The following is a 26,115-nucleotide window of genomic DNA, read 5'->3' as shown; positions in this document are numbered from 1 at the left end:
TTATAAATTTATTTAGGGGTATACACTTTATTATTACACCTTATTATCCAAGCTTAAAACTAATTTTTTTCTTTCTCTTCTTTTTCTTCTTTTTCGATGGTGAAAGAATTGATAACAAGCCTTATACCAATGATGAAAAATGTAATGGACGCTATTGACTTAAGGACTACTTCGGGTAAAAAACTTGAAATAGAACCACCTGTTAAAGCTCCAAGTAAACTTGCAAAAACAAGTGCTGAAGAAGATCCTAGAAAAACTGCTAATGGTTTATTTGAAGTGCCACTTATAGTTAAAGTAGCTAGTTGAGTTTTGTCACCTAATTCAGCTATGAAAACGGTTAGAAATGTTGATAGTAATAAACTTAAAACCATTTAATAATAATTTTTGAATATTTCATAAGTTAAAAATATACTTATCAATATCATTAAAGTACCAGTAGATAAAGCAAATTTGCTAGGAGATATTTTTTTTGATACCCATTTACCAATAAGAACTCCTACTATGCTAGAAGTTATTAATGCTAGAGAACTTCCAAGAAAAACAACTATTGGCCTGCCCGATTCAGCAGAAAGCATTAATGTGGCTATCTGAGTTTTATCGCCAAGTTCAGCAATAAAAATTGTTGTAAAAGTCGTTATAAATATTGAAAAAAAACTTTTTTCTAGATTGTTTTCTTTTTTTTCTAATTTACTATTCATTTTCCTGAAACAGCAATTCTAAAAGTTTTCATCTCTTTGCTTTGGTATCCATAATTTGATGAAATATGTTGTTTGCAGCAATCTATTAAAAATTTATCACCAGATTTTAAATATCCTTTAAATGAAGTTGAAAATTCACTTACCCGACAAAAATGTGGTCTGGTTTCATAAATTAAGCATTTTTTATTTTCTCTGTCCAGGTTTTTACACCAACCGTCTTTAGCCGTCATCGAATTTATCAAAGCTATATCTTCTTTGTTAAGTTTGTTAGCCAAATCGCTTCTTTCGTTCAAGTCGAATTTACAACAAGCTCCACAATTTTCTATACATGTCCATGATTTCATAATTTAATTCAATCTTGTAACGTATCAGTACAGTTTCGTCTTTTATTTGTAAAAATAGTATCACAAAACATATTCATTAATCATGGCAACACTTATTCCTTTGGCTGTAGTTGCGTTAGCAGGACCAGCAATTATTGCTCTTGTATTTTATCGTAAATAAAAGAAATTCTTTTTGGTGACTTACCTGAAGGGTGTTTATTGGGATTTAGATGGTACCATCGCAAATACTGAATTAGAGGCCCATTTACCTGCTTTTAATAATGCTTTTAATGACCTTGGGATTGATTGGAATTGGGATACTAATACATATATAAAACTTCTGAATATAAATGGCGGCAAAAATAGGATTGCTTATTACGCTAAATCTAATAATGATAATTTCTCAGAAGATTTAATTCTCAAAATTCATGAAACAAAGCAGTTTCATTATTTAGAAATTATAAAAAAAAATTGCGTTAGTTTAAAAACTGGTGTTTTTAGATTAATAAATGAATTACATAGAAAAAAAGTAAGACAATTTATTGTCACTTCAAGTTCAAGAATTCAAGTCAATCTACTTGTTGATTGTCTTTTTAATGGCTTCAACCCTTTTGAGTTTATTATTTCAAGCGAAGACGTTGAATTAAAGAAACCAAATCCATTACCATATTTAAAGGCAATCCAATTAAGTGGTATAAACAAAAACAACTCAATTGTTTTTGAAGACTCCAATCCAGGATTGAAATCTTCCTTGGCAGCTAACTTGCCAACAATTTTTGTTCCTTCAAATATCCCAATTGTTCTTGAGGAAAATATTAAATTAGATTGTATTTTAGACAGTCTTGGTGATCAGAATAATGTGGCAAATGTAATTAAAGGCCCTAAACTAAAAAAATCATATGTTGACTATAACTTTCTAAGTGATTATTTAGTATCTTTTAGTAATGCAAAAAACTAATTTTTCAAGAATTACCTCTCAGTTAAATAATTTATTTTTTGGTTTTATAAGTGATACTTGGAGAACAAAATCTATTGGTCTAATTTCTGTTTTGACAGGTTATTTTTTGTTTGCAAATTTTATTACAAAATTTATATCTGAAGGTAAAAATGAGTTGATAATGGTCCCAATAATTATTATTTTTATTGAAATCATTATAAGAATTAAACCTCCCGAAAGTTCAAAATTTTATTATCTATGGACCGTAGTTGATAAATTAAGAATTGGTGCAATTTATGCTGTTATACTTGAAGCATTTAAATTAGGATCTTGAAAGCTACTCTTCTTCTTCTTCTTCAATAGGATAAACAAATCCTTGAGCTTTCCCAGTTAAAACTGATTTACCTAAAGATATAGCTTTTTGAGCTGCTATTGCTGCTTTTCCTTTCCAAACAGCGTGCCTTTGGTTCCTTTTGCTCTTTGATTTTTTCTTTTTTGGTACAGCCATTCTGTTTCTTTATTTCCATATAATAATATAACCTTTAACTGGTTATCTCCAAAACTTTTGAGTATATTTTGTTTATATACGTCAATTTTTTAAATAAGCATATATGCTTTATTAATCACTTATAAAGATTAGTGTTTAGATCAAAATTCTCATATTCAGATTCTAAATCAAGTTATTCGGATCTTCTAGAAGATATAGAGACGGGGAAAATAGAATCAATATTTTTCTATCCAAGGCAGAGAGAAATTGATGTTCTGTATAAAAATGGCGATAAATTTAAAATACCTATCCTTTACAACGATCAATTAATCCTTGAAAAGGCTACTGAAAATAAGGTAGATCTAACTATTAACAATAGTAGAAAAGAAGCCTCAGCTGCTAATTCATTTGCTTCAATAAGTCTTTTCCTGATTTTCATATTTGCTATAGTCTTAATCTTGAGGAGTACATCAAAATTGGCTTCCAGAGCTTTTGGTTTTACCAAAAAACAAGCTAAATTTGTAACTATTGATGATGTAGAAACGAGATTTGATGATGTTGCTGGCGTCCCTGAAGCTGCTGAGGAATTAAAAGAGGTAATTACATTTTTGAAAGAACCAAAGAAATTTGAAAATCTTGGAGCAAAAGTTCCTAAGGGAGTTCTTCTAATAGGCCCACCAGGAACAGGTAAAACATTATTAGCTAAAGCAATTGCTGGTGAATCAGGAGTGCCTTTTCTTTCAATATCGGCATCAGAGTTTGTAGAACTTTTTGTTGGTGTTGGAGCAAGCCGAGTTCGTGATCTGTTCTCTAAGGCTAAGGAAAAATCTCCTTGTATAATTTTCATTGATGAAATTGATTCCATTGGTAGACAAAGAGGGTCTGGAATCGGAGGTGGAAATGATGAAAGAGAACAAACCCTTAATCAACTTCTAACTGAATTAGATGGTTTTGCTGATAATTCTGGGATTATTGTTTTAGCAGCAACAAATAGACCAGATATTTTGGATGCAGCATTATTAAGACCAGGTAGATTTGATAGGAAAATTGAAGTAATGCTTCCAGATTTAGATGGAAGAAAAAAAATTCTTTCAGTTCACTCACTTTCCAAACCACTTTCAAGCGAAGTTGACTTAGGATATTGGGCTTCTAGAACAGTTGGATTTTCGGGAGCAGATCTTGCAAACTTGATGAACGAAAGTGCTATTCACTGTGCAAGAGACGAATCTAAATTAATTAGTGATCTTCATATAGAAAATGCTCTTGATAAGATTACCATTGGCCTGAGAAGCTCGTTAATAACTTCTCCTAATATGAAAAAAATTATTGCTTATAACGAAGTAGGTAGAGCAATTGTATCTGCTGTGAGAAATGGAATTGAATCAGTTGATAAAATTACGATTTTACCTAGATCTGGATCTATAGGAGGATATACAAAAATATGCCCTGACGAAGATGTAATTTCTAGTGGATTGATTTCAAAAAAATTATTATTTTCAAAAATTGAAATTGCTCTAGCTGGAAGAGCAGCAGAAACGATAGTTTTTGGCGAAGGCGAAATTACACAATGCTCCATAAATGATATCTCTTATGCGACAAATATCGTAAGGGAAATGGTTACAAAATATGGATTTTCAATTATTGGTCCAATTTCAATGGATTCTGATAATAATGAAATGTATTTAGGAGATGGATTATTTAGAAGAAAGCCTCTCATAGCAGAAAATACCAGTTCTAGAATAGATAATGAAATCATAAATATTTCTAAAATTTCATTAAATAATTCAATAAAAATATTGAAAAAGAATAGAGTCTTACTAGATAAATTAGTTGATATACTTTTAAATCAAGAAACTATAGATAAAAAAGTTTTTAAATTAACAACTTCTAAATTGTTGAAAGTGTGATTTAATTGCTTTAAATTTAAAAAATATTTTCTTGATAATTAAAAACAATACAACGAAGTTATTAGTAACACTTTTATTTTTACTTATTCTTCCATTTGTACAAAAACAATGGTTTAATTTGTATTCACTCAATATTAATGATATTTCCTTTTATTCAATCCTTTACTATTTGAGCGGAGCAATATGTCCGTCGTTGGTGTATATAAACTCTTTAAAAAACTATACATACTATAGTTTTACAAAAGATAAAATCCATAGTATAAAAATAATTAAAGGAAAAAGATTATTATTCTTAGTAGCAATAAATTTAATATTTCTCTCTTACTTAATAGCTGATTATATATATATAAATTTTGATCTTATATTTAATTTATTTCTTGAAGGAATTAATGTACCAAAACCGGATATTCCGCAGTTAACTCTTTTCATATTTTTAATTTCTTTCCTATTAATTTTTAAGAAATCTAGGTTTCTGTTAAAAAAAATAATATTGGTGAATTTTATTTTGATTTCTCTCAATCTTTGGCATCTTCAAATTAATAATATTAGTGTTGATGATCAGTTTCATATTTATAGATATTTTGGTTTAAATGACTTAAATTTAATTAATATTTTTATCCTAGTCGCCATAGAAATTTCTTTTTATATGTGGTCCTTCTTATCATATAAAACTAATTTGAGCGATTGGATCGTGCCCAAACCCCAAAAAGGGGATGTTATCCCCTTTTTGAATATATTTATTTTTTATTTTTTTATAGTTATTTACTACTCAATACTTACTTAAATGTTTCTAATTCTTCTATAGTGCAGAAAAATATTCCTTACTACCTTTGGGGTCCTCTAACATTGTTTTCTCCCCGGGGGTCCAGTTTGCTGGACATACTTCATCGGGGTTTGCCGCAACATATTGATAACCTTGAAGAATCCTTAGCGTTTCATCAACATTTCTACCTACAGGAGCCTTGTTAACAGTCGTATGCATAACTACTCCTTCAGGATTGATAAGAAATAAACCTCTATCAGCCTCCCCATCATCATTTAGAACATTGTACGCCTGGCAAATTTCTCTTTTTAAGTCAGAAACTAACGGATAGTTAATATCACCTATACCACCTTCATTTCTTGGGGTTTGTATCCAAGCCAAATGACAGTGTTTGCTATCAACTGATACCCCAAGTATTTCCGTATTAAGTGCCGAGAAATCTTGGTATCTATCACTAAATGCAGTGATTTCTGTTGGACATACAAATGTAAAATCTAGTGGGTAAAAGAATAGAACAACCCATTTACCTCTTAGACCTGAAAGTGTAATCTCCTTAAACTCTTGATCATATACTGCTGTAGCACTAAAATCTGGTGCTTCTTGGCCAACTCTTAAGCTCATGAAAAAATTTGTCCTTATTTAAATTATGTATGGTCTGAATGACCGTAATAAGCATTATAATTTTATTGATAATGAATTAGCAAGTTTTTTTTTAATTCAATGAAATGGCACTATTCTTTTACTAGGAAATTTACAATTTTGAATCACAATAAACTTTTAAAAAATCTCAAAAAGGAGTTAATTAAATATCCAATTAAAAGGCTTGACAATAAAAATTCGAATTAAGAGAAATTTTATTTTATTTAAGATTCCTTAAAATTTAACTCTCTATAATTAGAAATATTCTTTTTTAATATTTTTAATTATGGCTAAATATATTGAAAGATTAAAGGAAAAAGTTAAAATAAAAAAATTTGATTCTAATCAGCCAATAGGAGCTTGGATTTTCGTTGTGATTTTGAATATAGTTGGATTTGCGGGTTATTTTTACTTAAAGGTAAATCATATACAACTTGGTAGTTAAAAACTCATCTTATTTCCTTCTTAATTGAGCGACAAAAATTTTTTAGTCTTTCATTTCTCGTTAAGTCAGGTAAAGTCCAAATTGATTCTGTCTCAGATAATGGATCTTTGATCCATTCTTTGAATTCTTCCATTATCGAAGCATTATTTAATTTTGATGTATACTTTTTTCGTTTTTTTAAATATTTTCTTATCACTGTAAGATTTGCCTCAATATATTCCCTCATAATAAATACTTAGTCTTATATTAATTTATCATCTAGCAAGTTCTTCTTTAAAGAAAAGATTAATTAGACATTCTGAACTGCTTGAAAAAGTCCAAACGAATAACCTCCTATTAGTATCCAGCCAAGTACGCTTGATATTATTGTAGATCTTCTATTATGTCTCCTTAAAGCTGATTCAATCATTTCATTAACTTCATCTCTATTAAGGTATTCTTTCTTGGAGTTTTTGTTCATTTTTTTTTCTTTTTACAATAAACGAATTTAAAAGAAAGTGAGCTTAAGATTTTTTCTTATAAGTAACAGTTTTATTTTTGATGATTTTATAAATATTTTTTATATTTAGCGTTAAATATATAATGAAATTTAAAAAGAAATTTTTATAATTTTAAGATAAAGTAATTGAATTGAAGGATCATAGTTTTTTATACAAACAATGAATATTAATGATAAATCTGTTTTAGAAATGCTTAATAAACTTATTATTATTAATAGGCTAAATAAAAGTCAAATTCTTCAGATGGTGAATTTAGTTTCAATATCAAATGATATCAATGATTTAAAGGATAACTTGAAATGGGAATGTTCTAAATCATTCCATTAAAATATTTAAAATACATAAACCGATTGTTTGATAATTATTAATTCTTGAAATTTACATAAGAGATACTTAGTAGTTAATTGAATTAATTAAGAGTTTTATAAGTAATTTATATAAGCTATTCAAATAAATTTTTGATAGTAATTTTTCTTATAAGAAACTTGATCTTGATTACTATAATTAAGTGTTGTTTGCTTATCTTTGCTAAATGATTTAATTAATATTGTAGAAGTGATTATTATTATTAGTATTATTAGTAAATCTCCAACAGTAATCCCTCTCTCCTTTAGATTCATGATAAAAGATATATTTTGTTTAAATATACCCTTTATTATTTAATAAACTAATATTTTTTACAAACGTGCTAAAAACACATATGAAGGAAATATAAAAAGAATATAAAAATATTGAGACTATAACCTTTTAAGTCATATAAAAAAAATAGATTAATTAATTATATGGAAGTCAAAAAAAAAATTAGTAGTTCTAACACTCCTTATTTTTTTTCTAAGGAGATGATTATCACAAAAAAATCACTTAACGAAAATCAACTAAAATTTATTTATCAAAAACAGTTAATCTCAGATCTAGATAGTAAACACAAGGAATGGTCAAAATCGATTAACAGTAAATTTTAAAAGCGTTCGTTGATTATATTTAAAAGTTTATTTCTTTTAATTGTATTTTTTTCTTCCCAATTAAGTGTTACTTCATCATTAATGATGGGTTTTGCTTCATAAGCTAGATACCAAAGAATAAATCCGACAGGAAATAATAAAATATGCATAGCAAAATTAGTTGACTTAAATCAAATATAGTGCAACACTTATAATGTGCAAGTGTGACACTAATTTTTTTTAATTATGCCCTCTCCGAGGAAAAGAATTGGTTTTTTGCCAAGTGAAGAAGTACATGAAATTATTGAAAAATTGTGCATAGCTAATGAGTTTAGTCAGTCAAAAGTCACAGGTTTATTGGTTGAGGAAGCGTTGAGGTCTCGAGGTGTGTTAAATAAATCTTATGGTCAAAATCATTATGATAAAAAGGATTACATAAACTTTTCTTTTGATCAAGAAACTTTTTCTAATAATAATAATTATCCACTTAATGAGGACGAATATGCAGTTAATAAAAAAGTATTATCTGATGATATCAAAATGATGCATGAATTTATTGAGTTTAAGTATTTTAAGAAAGTTATGAAGCAAAATAACAACATTATTGAATAAATAGTGTCACACTATTAATGTTTATATGAGAATGCTTTTTTAATGGAATTTAGAAATTAAGCAAAGATAAATATTTTTGAATATTTCTAATCAACTTCTTAAAGAGGGATCCTAAATAAATTTAATCTTTAAAAATTGAGCGGACTAAATCCTCGTGGAGATATGAACCTTAGCCCGCTTTAAAAAAATAGCAATAAAAAAATATAAATACAATAAGTATGTAAATTTACTTTTGATTTAAAATTGGAATATAAAAACTCTAAATATAAATGGCAGTAAGTGAATTAAATGAAGATACACTGGATCAAATTTGTGATCTTCTTGAAAATCTTCAGCAAATAGAGAAACTTAAAAATAAAGATATACGAATTTTGCTTGATAAGGTAGTTAGAAAATATGGAGGAAAAGTAGTAAATAAATGAAACGTCTATTAATCCCACTATTAGTTTTGCTTACTTTACCAAGTGTTGTACATAGCTCCCACTTAAATAATCAGAGAGAACTTATAGTCACCTCAGAAAGTAATAGGGAATCTATCGAGTTAGCAAAATAACTAAAGATAATGGTGTAGTTAAATATTCAGCATATTTGTGTCCTAATTGCCTTAATCAAAGTCAATTATTTGGTAAGCAAGCTTATAGAGAACCTAATGTAGTTGAATGTGAATAAGATCATAAAACAGTCAAACTCAATTATGCATTGATAAAAAATTAAAGGGTTTCCCATACGGGAAATAAATGGAGAACTAATTTTAGGTCTACTATCACTAAAATAGTTATCAAAGTTGACTGGATTTAAGAATTAAGGAACAGGTAATAATGATTATTGGCTAGATATTAAATGTTATTTCTTGAGTCCCTTTCATACAACCTCCAGCTGGATAATTAATTACTTTTTTTGATATTAATCCAATACTTATAGCAACTATTCCAATACCAAATACAATTTTGGATCTTTTGCTTGAGATAGGATTTTTCATTGGGTATTTATATTTTTTAAATAGTAGGAATTATGAGATTATTAAGTCGGTTTTTTTGTTTAAAAAAAAATAATAAGTAACACTATATCTATAAATTTTTAAAATAATTTTAAGATATAAGTTATCTTGAAAATCATTAATCTATAAATGCTCATATCTCTTTTTTTCAGTATGTTTAGTTTGTATTTGACAGTCTTTTTATTATTAAAAAAGAGACTTTTCTTTTTTTATGAAAAATAAAGAATTTAATGTGACTCAAGGAATGGCATTATTACTTTTGAAGCCATTAAATTTACCCGCTAACTACGTCCTTCATCTTATAATTTATATAACTAACCCTTGTAACAATATTGGTTACTAAGAGTCTTCCCAAACAGGATTGGTTCTCCTCCAACCTTGAGCGATTAACTTTTTCCATTCATCTCTAGCTTTATCAACTTTAAATTCTTCTCTGGTTGTCATAAGAGGTGGTTCTTTCCCTAAAACACCAAGAATTCTTCCAGAGTCAATAAACATATATTCAAAAAATTTATCTTTATTTTGATTATTCTTTGAAAACCTTTTAACCCTTGAACGATTCGAATTTATAAGCCAAAAATTTTCTGTCAATCTTACCTATTCTATGTTTTCTCAATTGGAGCCATTGTTAATCCTTTACTGAATAGTTGCTCATGATATAGCTCTGCCTGTTCAAGATTACCTCTCCAAACCTCCGCCGATCCTGTCTTGTCAACTTTGATGGTTAGATCCCATGCCCTTTTTTCACTCATGTTTGGGATTATTGTTAGAAGACAATTTGCAACATGCTGAAAAGTATTAAAATTGTCATCAAGAACTATAACCCTTGCTTCTGGATATTTTTCTTTAGATTTCTTTGGATCTAAGACTGTGCCGAGTGAATTAAACATTATTGTCTTTAATAGTTTAATTAAATTAAAATTTCACCTGTGATCTTCAATTGAAAATGTCTCGAGCGTGACTTGAACACGCGACCTGCGGGCTATGAATCCGCCGCTCTAACCAGCTGAGCTACCGAGACATGGGAATATTGTAAGGCATTGTTTGACTTAATTACGATTTTGAAAATTTATTTGTTTATGGGCCTCATATATTGCAATTCCACAAGCTACAGAAAGGTTTAGACTTCTAACACCTTTTTGATCATTGTTTCCAGTCTGTAAATTCGGCATAAATATTGATATTAAAAAGTCGCTTTTATCAATAATGGAATCTGGTAAACCTGAATCTTCTCTCCCAAATAGCAAAATATCATCTTTCTTAAATTTAAAATCTTTCAAATATAATCCATTTTTTTTACTAAAAGAAATTATTCTTTTTGTTGTTTTTGAAGCCAAAAATTCTTCAAAATTCTCATACTTATTAACAGTAACTAGGGGCCAATAATCTAATCCTGCTCTTTTTAAATATTTATCTTCTAGTTTAAAACCTAATGGCTCTATAAGATTTAGAGGTATATTAAATGCAGCACATGATCTGGCAATATTACCAGTATTTTGTGGGATTCTAGGTTCAAAAAGAGCGACTTCCAATTTTAAGTAGGTATTTCAATACTTATTTCATCTATTTTGATTGCTCTACCATTTATTACCAGCCAATTATCTTTTGAAATTTTGGTTATTCTCTTTTGAAGTTCGCCGATTCTTTCAATATAAGTATTACCAATTTTATATTCAGAGACCAGACTCCAACCTACTTGTTCTCCAACAATAATTGTTATGCTTTTTCTTTTTATTAAGAGACTTATAAGTAAATTCATTTTTGTTGACCATTCATTTTGTTCCTTACCTATACTTTTCATAACGAAACCGCCAATAGAATCTATTAATAATGGACCTTCTTCTTTCCTTAATATATTTAATAGATCTGTCGTTTCTATTATTTTCCAATCTTTTGGTCTTCTTTTTCGATGTAAGTTAATTTTATCTTGCCATTCTTTATCATCTAAATTGTTTTCAGATAAGGCAACATATGATAATTTTTTTACCTTCTTTGCAAGATGCTCTGCGAATTCACTTTTGCCACTCTTTGTCCCCCCTGTAATAAAAACTATATGAGATGAATATTCACTAATACTTACATCCTCGAATTTCATAAATTCTCTATCTATTTAGAGAAATACCACCATGTTGCTAAAGGAATAATTGTGGCAGCAATTAACAAACCTATAACTATATATGTAGCAGTTGAACTCTCTGTATCTTTAGATCTCATAGTGTTAAAATTTGGATCCACTACAGGGTTGTCAATAGACGAAGGCTGACTTTTTTCGTAATTTATAATAGTCTTCTGTTGAGTAATACTAAAATATTTATTTATACTACTAATTTCATTTGCATATGTAGTCGAGGGGATAAGAATAAAAATTAAGCCTGTAAAGATTAGAGATAGTATATATTTATTGATTTTAAGGTTCATTTTTTAAGGTTTTGGTTAATTATATATTAAAAACCATATGTTTGAGTAATTTTAAATGTACTAAACAATATAATATTTGCATAATTTAATTAGAAATAACATATTTAAAATATGGGATTCAATGGGAAATCATTAATATTAATCGGTGCCATACTCTTTATTTTTCAGATAGCAAATTTCATTTCAATAGAAACAATCACTCCTGAGCTTGAAAGAGCACAAGTGTTAGCTGCAATAGCTTCATTAATTATTATTTTGATAGGTTTTTTATTTAAACAATTCGAACCATTAGCTGGTGAGAAAGCTGCTTTAAAAGGAGAAAATAAGTTTCTCTTCGATAGAAACATGCCGGATGAAGTTATTGATGAACTTGCATGGGGATCTGAAACGATATTAACTTCTACTGCAGCAGCAGCAATATTAATCCACAATGATGGCGTTAATATATTGAGGAGGGGAATGACTTCAAGTAATGATTTTAAACCTGGGGAAACTTGTCTGAGATCTATAAAAGATATGAAATTAATATCATTAGCAAACACTAAATTTTATCCTGGAAGAGATGAATTTTTTAATTTTTGTGCCGACATTCCATCTATTTTAGTAGTTCCTATAAATAATAAGGCTTTTATATTGATAGGAGGCTGGAGCGCAAAATGTTTTACGAAGTCTGATGAAAAATGGATTAAAAATTGGTCCAAAAAAATTAATAATATTTTTTCAAAAAATAAAATTTAAAAATAAATTATTGATTTGACTCTTGAATCTTTTGATTTAAAACTTACTGATTTAGTATTTAAATTATAGTATGCATTTTCTGAATTTATTTCATACTTATTTTCGTTATTCTCATCTTTTATTATATATTTTACTGGATTGAAAAATTCAATTATGTTATCTGCATCTAATATGGCTTTTCCGGAATTTAAGATGATATTTTGATTTTCAAATCTTATATTACCCTCTAATAGATAGTTATTATTTTCTAAATTCCAAATAAAATTATCAGCATATAAAATATCCCCATTTTTTTTAAGAGTTTTTAACTTAACATTCCCTTTCAATTTCAGGAGTTTATTGTTGTCTGATAATGAAGATTCTTCTGAACTAATAATATATTTAGTTTCTTCCCCATTGAGGATATTAATGGTAGGTTTTTTTAATTCGAATTTTAATTCAATATTGTCATAACTTGAATTTGGACTGGTAATTGAATAAATTTTATCTCCACTTTTAGAGAAAATAGTCATATCTAAACTGTCTATTTTTTGTTTAACTTTATTTTCATCAATTACATTTGGGGCGCAACCAAGCATAAATAATGGAAGTATAAATATTAATCTATAAATGATGCTCATACTCCAGTTTATTTATGATTGGAGTAGGTTTAGGAAGACTTGAGTTACTTACTAATAATCCCCAACTTAATTGTTGTTTCCAAGGAATTTCTTCTCTGTATATAGATCCAAGTTGTTCATTGATTTTTGTAGATAATTCGGGCAATAAAGGTAGTAATAACAATCCTATTATTCGGGTACTTTCCAAAACGTTATAAATAATTTGTTTAACTTGAGGTAGATTATCTTTCTCTTTTATTAACAGCCATGGCTGATTATCATTCAAATACAAATTAGTATTAATTGCTAGGCTAAGTACCTCATTAGCTGCTAGATCTAATTTGTAGTTATCAAAGTTAAAAATATAGTTTTCAACAGCAATTTTGGCAGAACTCTCTAATTTATTATCACTTAAAATTTTTTCATTATTTGGCACTTTATTATCAAACCATTTTCTAGACATAGATGATGTTCTATTTAATAAATTGCCAATTGTATTAGCTAAATCATTATTGATAATGTCAACAAATCTTTTATCTTGAAAATCTCCATCATTACCTAATGATATGTCTTTAATGAGATACCACCTTACAGGATCATTTCCATATTTTGTAAGCAATAAATCAGGGTCGAGTACATTTCCTAAGCTTTTACCCATTTTTTGCCCCTCTCTTGTAAGAAAACCATGCCCAAAAACCTTTTTAGGAACTTTCATATTGGCAGAAATGAGCATTGCGGGCCAATATACAGCATGGAATCTCAGAATATCTTTACCAATAAAATGAACATCAGCTGGCCATCCTCCATTAATTGATTTTTCCAATAAATGTTCTGTCGCATCAGAACTAATGGCGCTTACATATCCAAGTAAAGCATCAAACCATACATAAAAGGTATGGTTATCGTAATCAGGTACAGGAATTCCCCATGTGACATTAGTTCTTGAAATTGAAAAATCCTTTAAACCTCTAGATACAAAATTTATAATTTCATTCTTTCTTTCTAATGGCTCTATAAAAGAAGGTTCGTTGATAATTTTCTCAATTTCTTTTTGATATTTTGAAAGCCTAAAAAAGAGATTCTCTTCATTTTTCCATTCAAGATTTTTTTGATGAATGGGACACTTGTATGTTGATGAGTTTTCTGGATTATCCTTAAATTCTTCACAACCGACACAATACCAACCTTTTTGAACTCCCATATAGATATCATCGGATGCTTTTACTCTTTCATAAAATTCATTAACAACAGATTCATGATTTTTTGAGGTTGTTCTTATAAATTTATCAAAGGATATATCCCAGTTTTTCCAATTATTATTAAAGACTTCTGAGATTTCATCACAATGTGATTTTGGTTCAATACCCTTTTCATTTGCTGTTCTTTGTATTTTTAAACCATGTTCATCAACACCAGTGATGAAAATAACATCTTCACCAGCAAGTCTTTTATATCTAGCTATTGAGTCACAAATTATGGTTGTATATATACTTCCTAAATGAGGTTTATCATTAACATAATATAAAGGAGTAGTAATGACAAAAGTCATAAAGCTTTTTTTATTAATACTAACAGATATTTTTTAAACTAATAACAACCTAATATATTTATTATTTTATTAATAAATAAACTCCAAAAGATTACTATTATTTAGTATATATTTAACTTTATATATTTTATTACTATATATTTCTATTGACACAAAAAGAGTAATGAGTATTTCTAGTGAATAATCTGGAAAATAAACCAAAGCAATATTTTTCTTATGATTAATCCACTTAACGAATATTATTTTATAAAAAGCTTTTTTTTCATTCTTAAAAAACAATGTTAAATACTTAAATTTATCAACTTTAATAATATTATTATTCTCTGATTGTCTATTCTTTGAATAATCAATAATCTTAGATACTGAATCTTTACTTAGAATTTCGTAATTATTAATTTTATTATATACTTGCCTTTGTATAATTAAATCAAGATATCTTCTCAATGGTGAAGTACATTGTACATACATTTTAAGACCTAATGATTCATGGATTTCTGGCTTAGTTGTTATGTAACTTCTTCCCATATATTGTTTTAATATTATATATTTAATATCACTATCATTGTATCTATTTAATATTTCAGATGGATTACAATTTAATTTCTGAATCCTAAATGGAGCCGCTAAATTATATTTATCTATAAATAAACTTGTTACATATCCCATTAATATCATTGATTCTGCAACTATAATTTGTGATATTGTTTTTTCTAATTTATTAAGTACAATCTTATTCTTATCTAATTTAATTTTACTATTAGGACTATCAAAAATAATTGCTCCTTGTTTCTTTCTGTATTTAATACTTTTTTCTAATAAATATTTAATCTCAATTAATTCTGTTTCTTCTTTAGGTTCTAATTCTAATATTTCATTTGCATCTTCATATGTTAATTGATATTTTGGTTTTATTATTGCTTCAGTTATTTCATAATTATTTATTGATCCATTTTCTTTGAATTCTATTGCTGCACTAATAGTTTCTGAAATTTTATTTTGAGCTAGATTTGCCTTTTCAAGAATATCTTTAGGTAGCATTGGGACATAATTATCAATTAAATATAAACTGCTATTTCTCTTTCTTGCATCTAAATCTACATTAGAGTCATGCAAAAAGAGTTTACATGGATTACTAATATGGATCCACAATTTTTTTTTATTTCCTCCTTTTATTTCTAATGAAATAGCGTCATCAACCTCATGTGGGTCATCAGAGTCAATAATATATGTTTTTAAATTAGTTAAATCTTTCAAATATTTGAGATATTAATTATAGTGCCAACTATATTCAATATGAAATTATCCTTCAGGATTTACGAAGGGTAAAAGAGCTACAATTCTGGCTCTTTTTACAGCTAATGTAAGATCTCGTTGTTGCTTAGAGGTTAAACCTGTCATTCTTCTTGGAAGGATTTTACCCCTCTCAGTTATGAATTTTTTTAGTAGTTCTACATCCTTATAGTCAATAGGATCTCCAGGTTTGATAGGTGATAATTGTTTTTTAAAAATTGAATTAGGCATGATTTTATTTAATTTGATGTGGTTACTTTATTTCTTTGTGAATAGTCATTCTGTTTAAATGAGGATTAAACTTTTTTAGTTCTAATCTTTCAGTTGTATTTCTACGATTCTTTTCAGTAGTATATCTTGAGACACCATTTGATCTCTTAGGATCTGTGCTTGTCCTAGCTTCAGTACATTCCAGGGTCACTACAACTCTTGTCCCTTTTTTGGCCATTTTGATTAATACTTTATTGTATAATTTTCTATTGTACATCTTCAACAAACTTTTTTGAAGATATGCTCATTTCTTTTATTATCATTGATTAAAAAATATACATGAAAGTTTCTCAAAATTGGTTGAAAAATTTAGTAGAAATTACTTCTACTCCAGAAGATCTCTCTGAGAAATTGTCTATTGGTGGATTTGAGGTTGAATCATTAGAAGATTGTTCAGAAAATGTAAATGGTGTTGTTTTAGGTAAGGTATTATCTGTTATAAAACACGAAGGATCTGACAAACTTTCAATTTGCCAAGTCGATATTGGTACATCAAAGAATTTACAAATCATCTGTGGTGCACGCAATATTAAACCAAATATTTATGTTTATGTCGCAACTGTCGGCGCGAAATTAAATGCAGTTGATTTAACTATTAAAAGAAGTGAGATTAGAGGTGTCATTAGTGAAGGAATGATATGCTCTCTGCAGGAGCTTGGATTAGAAGACTCTAGTGAAGGGATAGAGATCATTGATGAAGATTTGGCCTTAAAATATGAATTGGGCTCTCCAGGGTCTGACTTGCTTCAATTAAATGATTTTATATATGATTTAGCCATTACAGCTAATAGACCAGACGGAATGTCTGTTATAGGTATAGCCCGCGAAATTTCTGCCCTTTTACAATCCACATTAAATTTTCCAGAATTAAACCATAAATACAAAATTCATTTACTTAAGGGAATTAAACTTTGTCCAGAGGCTATAGAATCTAATTGCATATATACAATAAGCTGTATTGATGGAGTAAATGGAGATAAATTATCTCCAAAATGGCTTAAAGACCGTATAGAAAAATCAGGTATAAAGTCGATTAATCTTCTAGTTGATTTGACAAACTATATTCTTTTAGAACAAGGTCAACCCTTGCATGCGTTTGACAAAGAAAAACTATCTAACTTCACAGGAAAGGAAGTTTCTCCAGAAGACTTTTCTGTACGAAAAGCTAAGGATAACGAAAGCCTTGTTTGTTTAGATGGTAAAAAATATGATTTAAATGAAAATATTACAGTAATTACTTGTTGCGATAAACCTGTTGCTATTGCTGGGGTGATAGGAGGTTTAGAGACTTCTGTAAGTAATACTACGTCTTCTATTTACCTTGAAGGCGCCGTTTTTAATCCAGTTACCATAAGAAAATCATCAAAGGCGGTTGGCATAAGAACAGAATCTAGCAGTAGGTATGAAAAAGGGATTTCATCAAAAAACACAATAAGTGCCGTAACAAGGGCAATTAATCTTTTAGAAGAATATTTTTCTATTAATTCACCAATTATCAATACTTCGAATTTAAATAAAAATGAAGATATATTTATTAAACTACGAAGAAATCGAATACATAAAATTCTTGGCCCAATAATAATTAACGATAAATTTGAAAAAAGAAATTTATCTGATAATGAAATAGTTGATAAATTAACACTCATAGGTTGTACATTAAAGAATAAAGAATATGGCTGGGATGTAGCAGTAATACCAAATAGATCACATGATTTAATGAGAGAAATAGATTTAATTGAAGAAATTGCGAGATTAATAGGGTATGACAGATTTGACTTAAACCTTCCTAATCCAATTAAGCCTGGAAAATTGTCATCAGAACAGTTGGCATTGAGAAAAGTAAAAAATGGTTTCACAGAAAATGGTTTTAACGAGGTACTAAGCTACTCTCTTGTTCCAGAAGATAATGAAAAACTTATAAAGATATCTAATCCTTTGTTATTAGAAACTAGTTGCCTAAGAGATAATATCTGGAAAGAACATTTGGAGATAGTAAACCGTAATATAAAAGCTGGACAAACAAGTTGTTATATATTTGAAATTGGAAATATTTTTCAAAAGAAAACTGAGTTCATTCAAGAAGAAGTTCTCAATGGTGCGATTTATGGTAATAAAAAATTTGGAAAATGGATAAATTCGGAAAAGGATAACGATCTTAATTATTATCAGGCGAGAGGAAAGTTAAAAGAGGCTTTATCATCTTTGAATATAAAAATTGAGGATAAACCTACTGATTCAATTAATTTTCTTCATCCAGGAAGAACAGCCAAATTAGTTATTGAAGGGAAAGATGCAGGTTATTTTGGTGAAATACATCCCAAACTAATTTTAGAAAAGAAGTCATTAAAAAAAGTTTATTTATTTAACATAAATGTTTCTAACCTTTTGGGAGCTAGTACAAGAAAAAATAAATGGATTCCAATATATAAGCCATATCCAATTGTTCCGAAAATGGAAAGGGATATAAATTTTGTTTTTAGTAAGAAATTTTTAATTAGCGAAATAACTTCACAGATAAGAAAAACAGGAAAAAATCTCTTAGAGGAAGTAAATTTAATTGATGTTTTTGAAGATTCTAAATTTGGAGATGATCATATAAGTTATACATTTAGATTATCTTATAGAGATAAAGATAAAACATTACTTGACTCGGACATTACATCAATACATTCAAATATCATTTCTAATGTTGAAACATGCTTTAATACTAAATTGAGGAATTGAATGTATTACTAATCTTATATGAGACTATAAACTAGTCTATGTATAATTCTTATATAAGATAAATAATAATCCTATAAAACTAATTAATGTTGTATTATAAAGTTCATGATCAATTTATTATCTCTATTACTATCTTCAGTGCTGTGGGTACAAGTTCCCCAGTGGTCAGATGATTGGTCAAAATGTGCTGTCGACGTTCCTGACACTTCATGCCATTGGTACATAACAGCACCTGACAACACTTTTGGTGAAGGGTTTGATTGGGCAAGTGCTCCTTGGTTTGATGCAAACGGTTTAAGCGATGTCCCTAGTATTGATAAACAAACTGCTATTCAGAAGCTGCAAAGTAAGTAGTACTGTCTTTAAGGCAGTACGGTTACACTTAAAACTCCCTCATTGCAATACTTCTTAGCCATCATTATATTCTTGGACATCGAAAGGACATAATATATTGATTGAAAGATTATTGTTTTTTTAATTTTTCCCATTTATAAGAATCATTAGTATGATTTATTCAAATTTATAAATTTTATTATCTTATATATCTATTATGAGACTATATATTAGACTAAATATGAGTCTTACATGAGAAGTATTAAACAGTAAAATAATATATTTTTAGAAGTAAATGTAATTTTAATTTCCATTTATTCATAATGATTGCTCCCATTAAATTTGGATAATAAATGATTTATGAAGATCGGTAATTTATCGCTTTACACTATTCTTATATAAGACTATTAAATAGACTTATAATAAGTCTTATATGAGAACTAGTATACTAATTTCTATATAGATTTTTTAGCAATTGATACGCTTCGTTTAATTTTCTCATTTGATCTGTTGATCCACCAGCATCTGGATGCGTCTCTAAGGCTATTGATTTATAGGCCTCCCTAATTTTACGCAACGTATGAGCTGATCCTGCGGATGTTGATAAATTCAATAATTTAAGTGCTCCATGTACTGTCATTGTTGAGTCCAATGTTTCAAATGAATTTGATCTGTTATTTCGCTTAAATCTACTTACAAACCTTCTCATAAGTGTTGGTATCCTATTAATTAGATCTGATGTAGCAAAAGGGTCTTCTAAAACGCCAATCATTAATAAGACAATTTCAAGGGATGGATTTTTCTTTATCCAAAATGGGCATAATTCAGACATTAATTTATTGGCTGCACTCCACGTAAAGGGTAGATTTTCAGTTCCATCAAGATTTGGCCATATATCCCTTCCAAACCAATCCATAGAAGCTTCTACTACATGATCATTAGGAACTGATCCATATAAGGTTTTCCAATGACTAATTAACTCAATTCGACATTTTATTAATTCAGTTTCTTTAATTGTATTAATTTGAATATCATTAATATTCTCATTTAATTTTTCACTATTAATACTTCTTCTTAAATTCTTTACTTTTTTTTCAACAAAATTGGGTAAGCTTATTTTTGAGTTGGCTTTTTCTTTATATTGGTTGTTATTTGTAAATTTTTTATTCATTGATATCTCATTAACATCTATTTTTACGTCTGATTTAATTAATACCAATGCAGTATCTTCATCAATATTTAATTTTTCATTATTATTCTTCTCGTTAAAGTCTATTTCTTGCTGTTGGTTCTTAGGTAGTAAATCATCTTCTTGAAGAAGTTCTTTAAGTATCTTTTCTATCACAGGTCCTCTTGATCTAAATCCCCACTCTTTTCGTAATTGATCAAACCTAGAAATTAGTTCCTCAGGTAAATCAATTGAAATTCTTTTTGTATTTGAATTTTCAGGAATATTCAATAATATTTTCTTGAATAGTATGGAATTTATTTAATTTTATTCAAAAAAAATTGAAAGTCCATACGGAATATTGTTTTTAAATTAAAACCAATTTATTTTTATGTCACAAGGTAATTAAGTATCTTTTTATAATAAAAACAAAAATGTTTAATTGTTATTTCAAGTCATCTAAAGAAAAAAAGAGTTTTTATCAACATAAGAAATTAGAAATGCTCAATTATATTAAGGATTCACTTGAACGTAAAATTGCTTCCGTAACAGCATCTATAGATGTTCTAGAAAGCCAAATAAGTAGGGATAAGGAAGTTGAAGTAAACTAACTAATATTCAAACAAAACTTTCTAGAAGTTTTTCAGGGCCAAATTTCTTTAAATAATTAATATTTGAATTTTCAGTTACTAATAGATATCCAGCAAATCCTAAACCGTTAATGCTGAAACCATGAATATGATCATTTTTTCTTTTTATAATAGCTATCCATTTATTAGTTATTAAAATATTGTATGGATATTTCGGTTTCTTATCACTAATAGGGTCCCCAAGTCCTAATTTCGTGCATAATTCTAAGTAAAATTCAAAAAGACATGATGGATTTTCTAAAAAATTAAATTTGGATACAATAATATTTTTTTTAAGCTTACTATCTAAATCTTGATATGAGTTCATCTCTAAAAACCACTTTTCTCTAGGGCATGATATCTCACCTTTAGATCTACGCAGAAGTTGAAAATGCCTGTGAGGTTGACTTGCTCCCGCAATTGGAGAACTATTGAAAAACCATAATCCACTAGTATCTTTATTAACTTTTTGGATCGCTCTCCAATCTTTAATATCTAACCATCCATTTTGAGGTTTCCATTCATTTGTAATAAGTAAAATATGACCTTTTTGTACAGGGTACTTATTTAATATTAGTTGATGATTATCACCAATTTTATCAATTTCTAGTATCTTTTCCCAAGGACAAAATGGATTTTGCTTAGGACCATAAATTTTTTTTTTATTAAATTTTGAAGTATCGAGTTTCCTAATTATGAAGTCGTCTTTTTCATATAAATCTCTTGTAATAATATCAGTTTTGAGAGGATATAATGATTCATCATCAATTGATAATCGAGTTTGTTCTAGTGCTTTTTTCCAATATATTTCTAAACTCATTTAAAAAAAATTATCATTATCATTTTAAAAAAAAAAATAAACTTGTAATTACTTTTTATTAAATTGATATTCTTTCAATTTTTCCAGAGGTACTGATTCTAAGACTACAATATTCGTTGATTCTAATATGACTTTTGGTGCAAGACCGTCTAATAATGCTTGCTTCCATCTATCAAGACAAATACACCAATGATCGCCATTCTTTAGTCCTGGGAAGGAATAAATAGGCATGGGAGTTATTAAATCATTACCTTGTGATTTACTATATTTCAGGAAATTATCATCCATTACACAACATATGGAATGATTCCCTCCATCATTTTTGTCATAGTTGCAAAATCCATCCCTGAACCACCCTGTCATAGGTGCGCAACTACAAATCTCAATTTTTTCTCCAAGGACATTTAACTGATTTTGATTATTTATGGTCATAGATTTTTTTAATAATAATAAAACACCAACATTTCTTTAAAAAAGGTTGACGAGTATGGGGGGTAAGGAGGTAATAATTCTAATAAGGTTTTTTTCATTATGGATTGGGACTTTACTGAAAACATTGCATTTAAAGCTCTTTATGAAGCTTTTAAAGATAGTGATGAAACTTCCGCATTAGAATTTTTATCTAGTGATGGTGCTTCATATTATCTTGAGTTAACACAGGATGCCGCAGGTGAGGGACTTGATTTGGGTGACAATGAAACGATGGAAGAACTACAGGAAGAAATTATTGAATATTTAGAAAACAACTAAAAATTTAGTTTAAGCGCTGAAATATTTAGCTTTTGAATGTAGTGAAATGATAGCTGTAGTACTTTGTTCTGGATGAAGTTGTTCAGATTCATCCATGGTCAAGTTTATTCTTTTTGCATCCAACAATGATAATTGTATGTTTGAATCAGATACTTTTGGACAGGCAGGATAACCAAAAGAATATCTAGCTCCTCTATATTTTTGAGCTAGTATTTCTCTATTTTTGTCTGGTTCTTCAGACCTAAAACCACATTCAATACGAATTAATGCATGGACATACTCAGCTAGAGCTTCTGCTAATTGCACTGTAAGTCCATGGAATAACAAATAATCGCTATATTTATCTTCTTTAAATAATTTTTGAGAATATTCACTAGCAATATCGCCCATGGTTACTGCCTGCATAGGAAATATATCTATCGGTTTATCATTTTTCAAATCACAATAAAAATCAGCTATGCATAAATTATTCCCAGATTTTTGTCGTGGAAAATTAAATTGGGAAATTTTATTTAATGATTTCTCATCAAATAAGAAAATACTATTATCTTTTCTCCCGCATCTGAAATATCCATAAACTACTTTGGGTGAGATAAGTTTTTTTTCTATAATTACCTCTAACCATTTATCTAACAATGGTTTAGCATATGAATTCAAATAGTTATTGTATTCATCTACGCTTTGGTTTTTTCCTTTTTTTATTTGCCATTGCCCGCTAAATAGAGCTTTTGTATCTAAATAAAATATTAACTTATTTAAATCTATATCAACATCGTTCAAGACTTTCGTTCCCAAGAAAGGGGCTTGAATTGGATCTTCTTCATTTATAAATTTAGATCTTATAAAATTTTCTTTTAAATTTAATTTGGAAGTCTCGGTATGTATGGATATTGATTTTTTAACAGCTTGAGAGTTGGATTTTGATGAGGCTAAATTAATATTTATACCCTCGTTGTTAATGAAACCCTCTGTATTTGACCAATTACCCTTTTTCTTATTATCCATATATTCATTCATGAATTTAAGATCAGTGAACGCATCTTTTCCGTACAATATTTTCCCTTTATATATTTTGCTGCAGTCCTCATTTACAAATTTTGGGGTTAAGGCTGCGCCTCCTAATATTACTGGTACACTTATATTTTCATTGTTAAAAGCCTCTAAATTATCTTTCATAAAAGCAGTTGATTTAACAAGTAATCCGCTCATAGCGATGCAATCTGCATTGTGCTTTTTTTGTGCATCTATAATTGCTGAAACATCTTGCTTTATTCCTAGATTTATTACGTCATAACCATTATTTGTAAGTATTATATCTACCAAATTTTTTCCAATATCATGTACATCGCCTTTTACAGTTGCAATTAAGAGTTTTCCATTTGATATGTTTTCATCTACAGTTTCCATATATGGTTCTAAAATTGAAACAGCAAATTTCATTGTTTCAGCGGATTGGAGTACAAATGGCAATTGCATTTGACCTGAGCCAAATAAATCTCCTACAACTTTCATCCCATCTAGTAAAAAGGTATTAATTATTTCAAGAGGTTTATATTTTTTTAACGCTTTATTTAATTGATCTTCTAATCCTATTTTTTCTCCATCGATAATATGATTTTTCAGACTTTCTTCAAGAGTTAGGTTTTTATTTTCTGAAGATGCTTTTTTGAAATCTTGAATAGATAAATCTTGAAAAGCCTTTGTTAATTCTACTAATGGATCATAAATACAAATATCATCTTCAAATTCTCTTTTATCATAAATCAAATCTAAGCAAAGCTTTTTAGTTTCTTGAGAAATTTTTGATAATGGCAAAATTTTATTTGGTGCGATGATAGCAGAATCTAATCCTGCTTTAATGCATTCATCTAAAAATATTGAATTTAGATTAATTCTTGATAATGGTGAAAGACCAAAACTAATGTTTGATATCCCAAGTATGATATGAATATCTGGGTAATTTTCACGAATTTTTAATATAGCATTAATAGTTTCTTTAGCGTTTAATCTATCTTCTTCTATCCCTGTGGATATTGGCAGAGCTAATGGATCAAAAAATAGCTCATAATCTGACAAACCACATTCTCTTGTTCTATCAATCGCTCGTTTGACAATCTTATATTTTTTTTCTGAATTCCTTGCCATTCCATCTTCATCAATTGTTCCGATAACAAGACCTGAACCATACCCTAACGCTAAATTTAGAACTTGATCAAACCTTTCATTGCCATCTTCGTAATTGGTTGAATTTATAATACATTTACCACCAGCTGACTTTAATCCACTTTCCATTTTGTCAGCATCTGTAGAGTCAATCATTAATGGTAAATTTATATTTGTAACTAGTCTTGAAGTTATTTCATTCATATCTTTCACTCCATCTCTTCCTACATAATCGACATTTACATCAAGAACGTGAGCATTTTCTTTTTGTTGTTGCTTGGCAATTGCAACTAAGCCGTCCCAATCGTCGTTATTTAATAACTCCCTTACTTTTTTCGATCCACTTGCATTTAATCTTTCTCCTACTATTAAAATTGAATTGTCTTGCTTGTATGGCACAGAGTTATATATTGATGAGGCAGATGGAATAAAACCGCTTGAATTTTTCTTACCATTGTTGTTAGACCTTTTATTATCAATTATTTCATCGATTATTGAAGACAGGTATTTTATATGTTCAGGTGTTGTCCCACAACATCCACCTATTAATTGAACATTAAAGTCATATATAAAATTCATTAACTGCATCTTTAATTCTATTGGCTTTAATCTATAGTGAGCAACACCACCAATATTTTCAGGAAGACCTGCATTTGGAATACAGCTTATAGCGAAGGGAGAATTTTCAGACAAATATTGAATATGTTCCTTCATTTGCTCTGGACCAGTTGCACAATTAAGTCCAAGGATATCTATATTAAATGGCTCTAATATTGTTAATGCAGATGCAATATCAGATCCAACAAGCATAGTACCTGTTGTTTCCATTGTTATAGATACCATTAAAGGTATATCAATATTTTTACTTTCAAGAATTTCTTTTGATGCTAATAAGGCAGATTTAATTTGTAAAACATCCTGACAAGTTTCAATCAAAAGAAGATCAACTCCTCCATCTATAAGACCATAAATTTGTTCTTTATATGATTGCTTTAATTCATCAAAACCTATATGTCCTAAGGTGGGTAATTTAGTTGTTGGCCCAATTGAACCTGCTACAAACCTTGGTTTATCAACTGATGAGTATTTCGCAGCAGCTTTTTTTGCTATAAATGCCGCATTTTTATTTATCTCATAAGCCTTATCCGCAATATCATATTCATCAAGAACAATTGATGAGGCTCCAAAGGTATTAGTTTCTATAACATGACAACCTGCTTCTAAAAATGAATTATGAACCTTCTCAACCACCTCTGGCGATGATAAAACAAGGTTTTCATTACATCCCTCTAATTCTTTTCCTCCAAAGTCATCTGCAGTAAGATTTAAGTTCTGAAAAGATGTTCCAGTACCTCCGTCAAAAATAATTAATGGTTTTTCATCTCTATTTAGATAGGTTCTGAAAGATTCCATTT

The 26,115-nt window shown here is 28.6% G+C and carries 36 protein-coding genes and 1 tRNA gene; 13 read left to right on the top strand and 24 right to left on the bottom strand.

Annotated features, from left to right (window positions below):
- Positions 1-59: 59 nt before the first annotated feature.
- From HA145_RS05030 to HA145_RS05020, 3 genes are read right to left on the bottom strand one after another with little or no spacing between them, the layout of a single operon-like run.
- Positions 60-371, bottom strand: coding sequence for a TMEM165/GDT1 family protein (locus HA145_RS05030; RefSeq protein ID WP_209128128.1), 312 nt, complete (start codon positions 369-371; stop codon positions 60-62).
- A complete protein-coding gene (locus tag HA145_RS05025) occupies positions 372-698 on the bottom strand; it encodes a TMEM165/GDT1 family protein (protein ID WP_209128127.1) in 327 nt (108 codons plus the stop codon). It lies immediately after the preceding gene.
- On the bottom strand, positions 695-1,042 hold the full coding sequence (locus HA145_RS05020; RefSeq protein WP_209128126.1) for a YkgJ family cysteine cluster protein: 348 nt from the start codon (positions 1,040-1,042) through the stop codon (positions 695-697). Before HA145_RS05020 ends, HA145_RS05025 begins: the two co-directional genes overlap by 4 nt.
- A gap of 82 nt (positions 1,043-1,124) precedes the next feature.
- On the opposite strand from HA145_RS05020, the gene psb30 reads away from it, so the two are divergent.
- Genes psb30 through HA145_RS05005 form a run of 3 tightly spaced genes read left to right on the top strand, consistent with a single transcriptional unit; the run spans position 1,125 to position 2,292 of the window.
- Positions 1,125-1,202 (top strand): photosystem II reaction center protein Ycf12/Psb30, encoded by a 78-nt coding sequence (psb30, locus tag HA145_RS09695; protein WP_144010216.1) that lies wholly within the window; start codon positions 1,125-1,127, stop codon positions 1,200-1,202.
- A gap of 15 nt (positions 1,203-1,217) precedes the next feature.
- A complete protein-coding gene (locus HA145_RS05010) occupies positions 1,218-1,979 on the top strand; it encodes an HAD-IA family hydrolase (protein ID WP_209128125.1) in 762 nt (253 codons plus the stop codon).
- Complete coding sequence (locus HA145_RS05005; protein ID WP_209128124.1) at positions 1,966-2,292, top strand: DUF565 domain-containing protein; 327 nt, start codon at positions 1,966-1,968, stop codon at positions 2,290-2,292. Before HA145_RS05010 ends, HA145_RS05005 begins: the two co-directional genes overlap by 14 nt.
- Before the next feature lie 3 nt (positions 2,293-2,295).
- Here HA145_RS05005 and rpmF read toward each other — a convergent pair whose 3' ends face one another.
- Complete coding sequence (gene rpmF / locus HA145_RS05000) at positions 2,296-2,466, bottom strand: 50S ribosomal protein L32 (RefSeq protein WP_002805281.1); 171 nt, start codon at positions 2,464-2,466, stop codon at positions 2,296-2,298.
- Between the two features lie 131 nt (positions 2,467-2,597).
- Here rpmF and ftsH point away from each other — a divergent pair, with 131 nt between their 5' ends.
- Complete coding sequence (gene ftsH / locus HA145_RS04995; RefSeq protein WP_209128123.1) at positions 2,598-4,352, top strand: ATP-dependent zinc metalloprotease FtsH; 1,755 nt, start codon at positions 2,598-2,600, stop codon at positions 4,350-4,352.
- Between the two features lie 799 nt (positions 4,353-5,151).
- Here the strand turns inward: ftsH and HA145_RS04990 are convergent.
- Positions 5,152-5,736, bottom strand: coding sequence for a peroxiredoxin (locus HA145_RS04990; RefSeq protein WP_025881525.1), 585 nt, complete (start codon positions 5,734-5,736; stop codon positions 5,152-5,154).
- 304 nt (positions 5,737-6,040) lie between these two features.
- Here HA145_RS04990 and HA145_RS04985 point away from each other — a divergent pair, with 304 nt between their 5' ends.
- Entirely contained in the window at positions 6,041-6,199 is a 159-nt protein-coding gene (locus HA145_RS04985; protein ID WP_179852468.1) for a hypothetical protein, read from the top strand.
- A gap of 4 nt (positions 6,200-6,203) precedes the next feature.
- Here HA145_RS04985 and HA145_RS04980 read toward each other — a convergent pair whose 3' ends face one another.
- Complete coding sequence (locus tag HA145_RS04980; protein ID WP_209128122.1) at positions 6,204-6,425, bottom strand: hypothetical protein; 222 nt, start codon at positions 6,423-6,425, stop codon at positions 6,204-6,206.
- A 63-nt stretch (positions 6,426-6,488) separates the two neighbouring features.
- Positions 6,489-6,659 (bottom strand): hypothetical protein, encoded by a 171-nt coding sequence (locus tag HA145_RS04975; RefSeq protein ID WP_198936428.1) that lies wholly within the window; start codon positions 6,657-6,659, stop codon positions 6,489-6,491.
- 199 nt (positions 6,660-6,858) lie between these two features.
- On the opposite strand from HA145_RS04975, the gene HA145_RS04970 reads away from it, so the two are divergent.
- Entirely contained in the window at positions 6,859-7,026 is a 168-nt protein-coding gene (locus HA145_RS04970) for a hypothetical protein (protein ID WP_209128121.1), read from the top strand.
- A gap of 631 nt (positions 7,027-7,657) precedes the next feature.
- Here the strand turns inward: HA145_RS04970 and HA145_RS04965 are convergent.
- Positions 7,658-7,810 (bottom strand): hypothetical protein, encoded by a 153-nt coding sequence (locus tag HA145_RS04965; RefSeq protein WP_209128120.1) that lies wholly within the window; start codon positions 7,808-7,810, stop codon positions 7,658-7,660.
- 76 nt (positions 7,811-7,886) lie between these two features.
- Here HA145_RS04965 and HA145_RS04960 point away from each other — a divergent pair, with 76 nt between their 5' ends.
- From HA145_RS04960 to HA145_RS09620, 3 genes are all read left to right on the top strand, one after another.
- A complete protein-coding gene (locus tag HA145_RS04960; protein ID WP_209128119.1) occupies positions 7,887-8,252 on the top strand; it encodes a hypothetical protein in 366 nt (121 codons plus the stop codon).
- Between the two features lie 269 nt (positions 8,253-8,521).
- The gene (locus HA145_RS04955; RefSeq protein WP_209128118.1) at positions 8,522-8,674 is read left to right on the top strand and encodes a hypothetical protein; all 153 of its coding nucleotides are present in this window, start codon (positions 8,522-8,524) and stop codon (positions 8,672-8,674) included.
- Entirely contained in the window at positions 8,671-8,805 is a 135-nt protein-coding gene (locus tag HA145_RS09620; RefSeq protein ID WP_280634266.1) for a hypothetical protein, read from the top strand. Before HA145_RS04955 ends, HA145_RS09620 begins: the two co-directional genes overlap by 4 nt.
- 276 nt (positions 8,806-9,081) lie before the next feature.
- On the opposite strand, the gene HA145_RS04945 is transcribed toward HA145_RS09620, so the two are convergent.
- The 7 genes from HA145_RS04945 to HA145_RS04915 all read right to left on the bottom strand — a co-directional run bounded on the left by HA145_RS04945 (position 9,082) and on the right by HA145_RS04915 (position 11,667).
- Positions 9,082-9,231, bottom strand: a complete 150-nt coding sequence (locus HA145_RS04945; protein WP_209128117.1) for a hypothetical protein — start codon at positions 9,229-9,231, stop codon at positions 9,082-9,084.
- Positions 9,232-9,588: 357 nt separating this feature from the next.
- Complete coding sequence (locus tag HA145_RS04940) at positions 9,589-9,840, bottom strand: DUF1651 domain-containing protein (RefSeq protein WP_209128116.1); 252 nt, start codon at positions 9,838-9,840, stop codon at positions 9,589-9,591.
- Positions 9,841-9,851: 11 nt separating this feature from the next.
- Positions 9,852-10,139, bottom strand: coding sequence for an ATP-dependent Clp protease adapter ClpS (gene clpS / locus HA145_RS04935; RefSeq protein ID WP_209128115.1), 288 nt, complete (start codon positions 10,137-10,139; stop codon positions 9,852-9,854).
- Between the two features lie 57 nt (positions 10,140-10,196).
- Positions 10,197-10,270, bottom strand: a tRNA-Met gene (locus HA145_RS04930).
- Positions 10,271-10,298: 28 nt separating this feature from the next.
- Positions 10,299-10,781 (bottom strand): tRNA (cytidine(34)-2'-O)-methyltransferase, encoded by a 483-nt coding sequence (locus HA145_RS04925; protein WP_209128114.1) that lies wholly within the window; start codon positions 10,779-10,781, stop codon positions 10,299-10,301.
- Between the two features lie 2 nt (positions 10,782-10,783).
- Positions 10,784-11,344, bottom strand: a complete 561-nt coding sequence (locus tag HA145_RS04920) for a bifunctional adenosylcobinamide kinase/adenosylcobinamide-phosphate guanylyltransferase (RefSeq protein WP_209128113.1) — start codon at positions 11,342-11,344, stop codon at positions 10,784-10,786.
- Between the two features lie 11 nt (positions 11,345-11,355).
- A complete protein-coding gene (locus HA145_RS04915) occupies positions 11,356-11,667 on the bottom strand; it encodes a fusion glycoprotein F0 (protein ID WP_209128112.1) in 312 nt (103 codons plus the stop codon).
- Positions 11,668-11,778: 111 nt separating this feature from the next.
- On the opposite strand from HA145_RS04915, the gene HA145_RS04910 reads away from it, so the two are divergent.
- Positions 11,779-12,405, top strand: a complete 627-nt coding sequence (locus HA145_RS04910; protein ID WP_209128111.1) for a cofactor assembly of complex C subunit B — start codon at positions 11,779-11,781, stop codon at positions 12,403-12,405.
- Here the strand turns inward: HA145_RS04910 and lptC are convergent.
- From lptC to rpmG, 5 genes are all read right to left on the bottom strand, one after another.
- On the bottom strand, positions 12,402-13,025 hold the full coding sequence (lptC, locus tag HA145_RS04905; protein ID WP_245151785.1) for an LPS export ABC transporter periplasmic protein LptC: 624 nt from the start codon (positions 13,023-13,025) through the stop codon (positions 12,402-12,404). The genes HA145_RS04910 and lptC overlap by 4 nt on opposite strands.
- Positions 13,009-14,553 (bottom strand): methionine--tRNA ligase, encoded by a 1,545-nt coding sequence (gene metG, locus HA145_RS04900; RefSeq protein WP_209128110.1) that lies wholly within the window; start codon positions 14,551-14,553, stop codon positions 13,009-13,011. Before metG ends, lptC begins: the two co-directional genes overlap by 17 nt.
- A gap of 69 nt (positions 14,554-14,622) precedes the next feature.
- Entirely contained in the window at positions 14,623-15,807 is a 1,185-nt protein-coding gene (locus HA145_RS04895; protein WP_209128109.1) for a ribonuclease catalytic domain-containing protein, read from the bottom strand.
- Positions 15,808-15,852: 45 nt separating this feature from the next.
- On the bottom strand, positions 15,853-16,074 hold the full coding sequence (rpsR, locus tag HA145_RS04890; RefSeq protein ID WP_002806014.1) for a 30S ribosomal protein S18: 222 nt from the start codon (positions 16,072-16,074) through the stop codon (positions 15,853-15,855).
- 22 nt (positions 16,075-16,096) lie between these two features.
- Positions 16,097-16,291 (bottom strand): 50S ribosomal protein L33, encoded by a 195-nt coding sequence (gene rpmG / locus HA145_RS04885; protein ID WP_002805540.1) that lies wholly within the window; start codon positions 16,289-16,291, stop codon positions 16,097-16,099.
- A gap of 101 nt (positions 16,292-16,392) precedes the next feature.
- On the opposite strand from rpmG, the gene pheT reads away from it, so the two are divergent.
- Positions 16,393-18,837: a phenylalanine--tRNA ligase subunit beta gene (gene pheT / locus HA145_RS04880; RefSeq protein WP_209128108.1), complete on the top strand. Its 2,445-nt coding sequence runs from the start codon at positions 16,393-16,395 to the stop codon at positions 18,835-18,837.
- 105 nt (positions 18,838-18,942) lie between these two features.
- On the top strand, positions 18,943-19,191 hold the full coding sequence (locus HA145_RS04875) for a hypothetical protein (RefSeq protein WP_209128107.1): 249 nt from the start codon (positions 18,943-18,945) through the stop codon (positions 19,189-19,191).
- Positions 19,192-19,618: 427 nt separating this feature from the next.
- Here the strand turns inward: HA145_RS04875 and HA145_RS04870 are convergent, their stop codons facing one another.
- From HA145_RS04870 to HA145_RS04860, 3 genes are all read right to left on the bottom strand, one after another.
- Positions 19,619-20,629 (bottom strand): ribbon-helix-helix protein, CopG family, encoded by a 1,011-nt coding sequence (locus tag HA145_RS04870; RefSeq protein ID WP_209128106.1) that lies wholly within the window; start codon positions 20,627-20,629, stop codon positions 19,619-19,621.
- 327 nt (positions 20,630-20,956) lie between these two features.
- Positions 20,957-21,787 carry a DUF4922 domain-containing protein gene (locus HA145_RS04865; RefSeq protein ID WP_209128105.1) on the bottom strand — a complete coding sequence of 277 codons (831 nt, stop codon included), beginning with the start codon at positions 21,785-21,787 and terminating at the stop codon, positions 20,957-20,959.
- A 48-nt stretch (positions 21,788-21,835) separates the two neighbouring features.
- Positions 21,836-22,219, bottom strand: a complete 384-nt coding sequence (locus HA145_RS04860; RefSeq protein ID WP_209128104.1) for a DUF2237 family protein — start codon at positions 22,217-22,219, stop codon at positions 21,836-21,838.
- Positions 22,220-22,318: 99 nt separating this feature from the next.
- Here HA145_RS04860 and HA145_RS04855 point away from each other — a divergent pair, with 99 nt between their 5' ends.
- Entirely contained in the window at positions 22,319-22,537 is a 219-nt protein-coding gene (locus HA145_RS04855; protein ID WP_025888346.1) for a hypothetical protein, read from the top strand.
- Positions 22,538-22,546: 9 nt separating this feature from the next.
- Here the strand turns inward: HA145_RS04855 and metH are convergent, their stop codons facing one another.
- The gene (gene metH / locus HA145_RS04850) at positions 22,547-26,113 is read right to left on the bottom strand and encodes a methionine synthase (protein WP_209128103.1); all 3,567 of its coding nucleotides are present in this window, start codon (positions 26,111-26,113) and stop codon (positions 22,547-22,549) included.
- Between the last annotated feature and the right edge of the window lie 2 nt (positions 26,114-26,115).

Source organism: Prochlorococcus marinus XMU1411 (assembly GCF_017696075.1).
Taxonomy (GTDB): Bacteria; Cyanobacteriota; Cyanobacteriia; order PCC-6307; family Cyanobiaceae; genus Prochlorococcus_A; species Prochlorococcus_A marinus_V.
The sequence above is the reverse complement of the archived record's forward strand: the minus strand, read 5'-3'. Positions and strand labels throughout refer to the sequence as shown.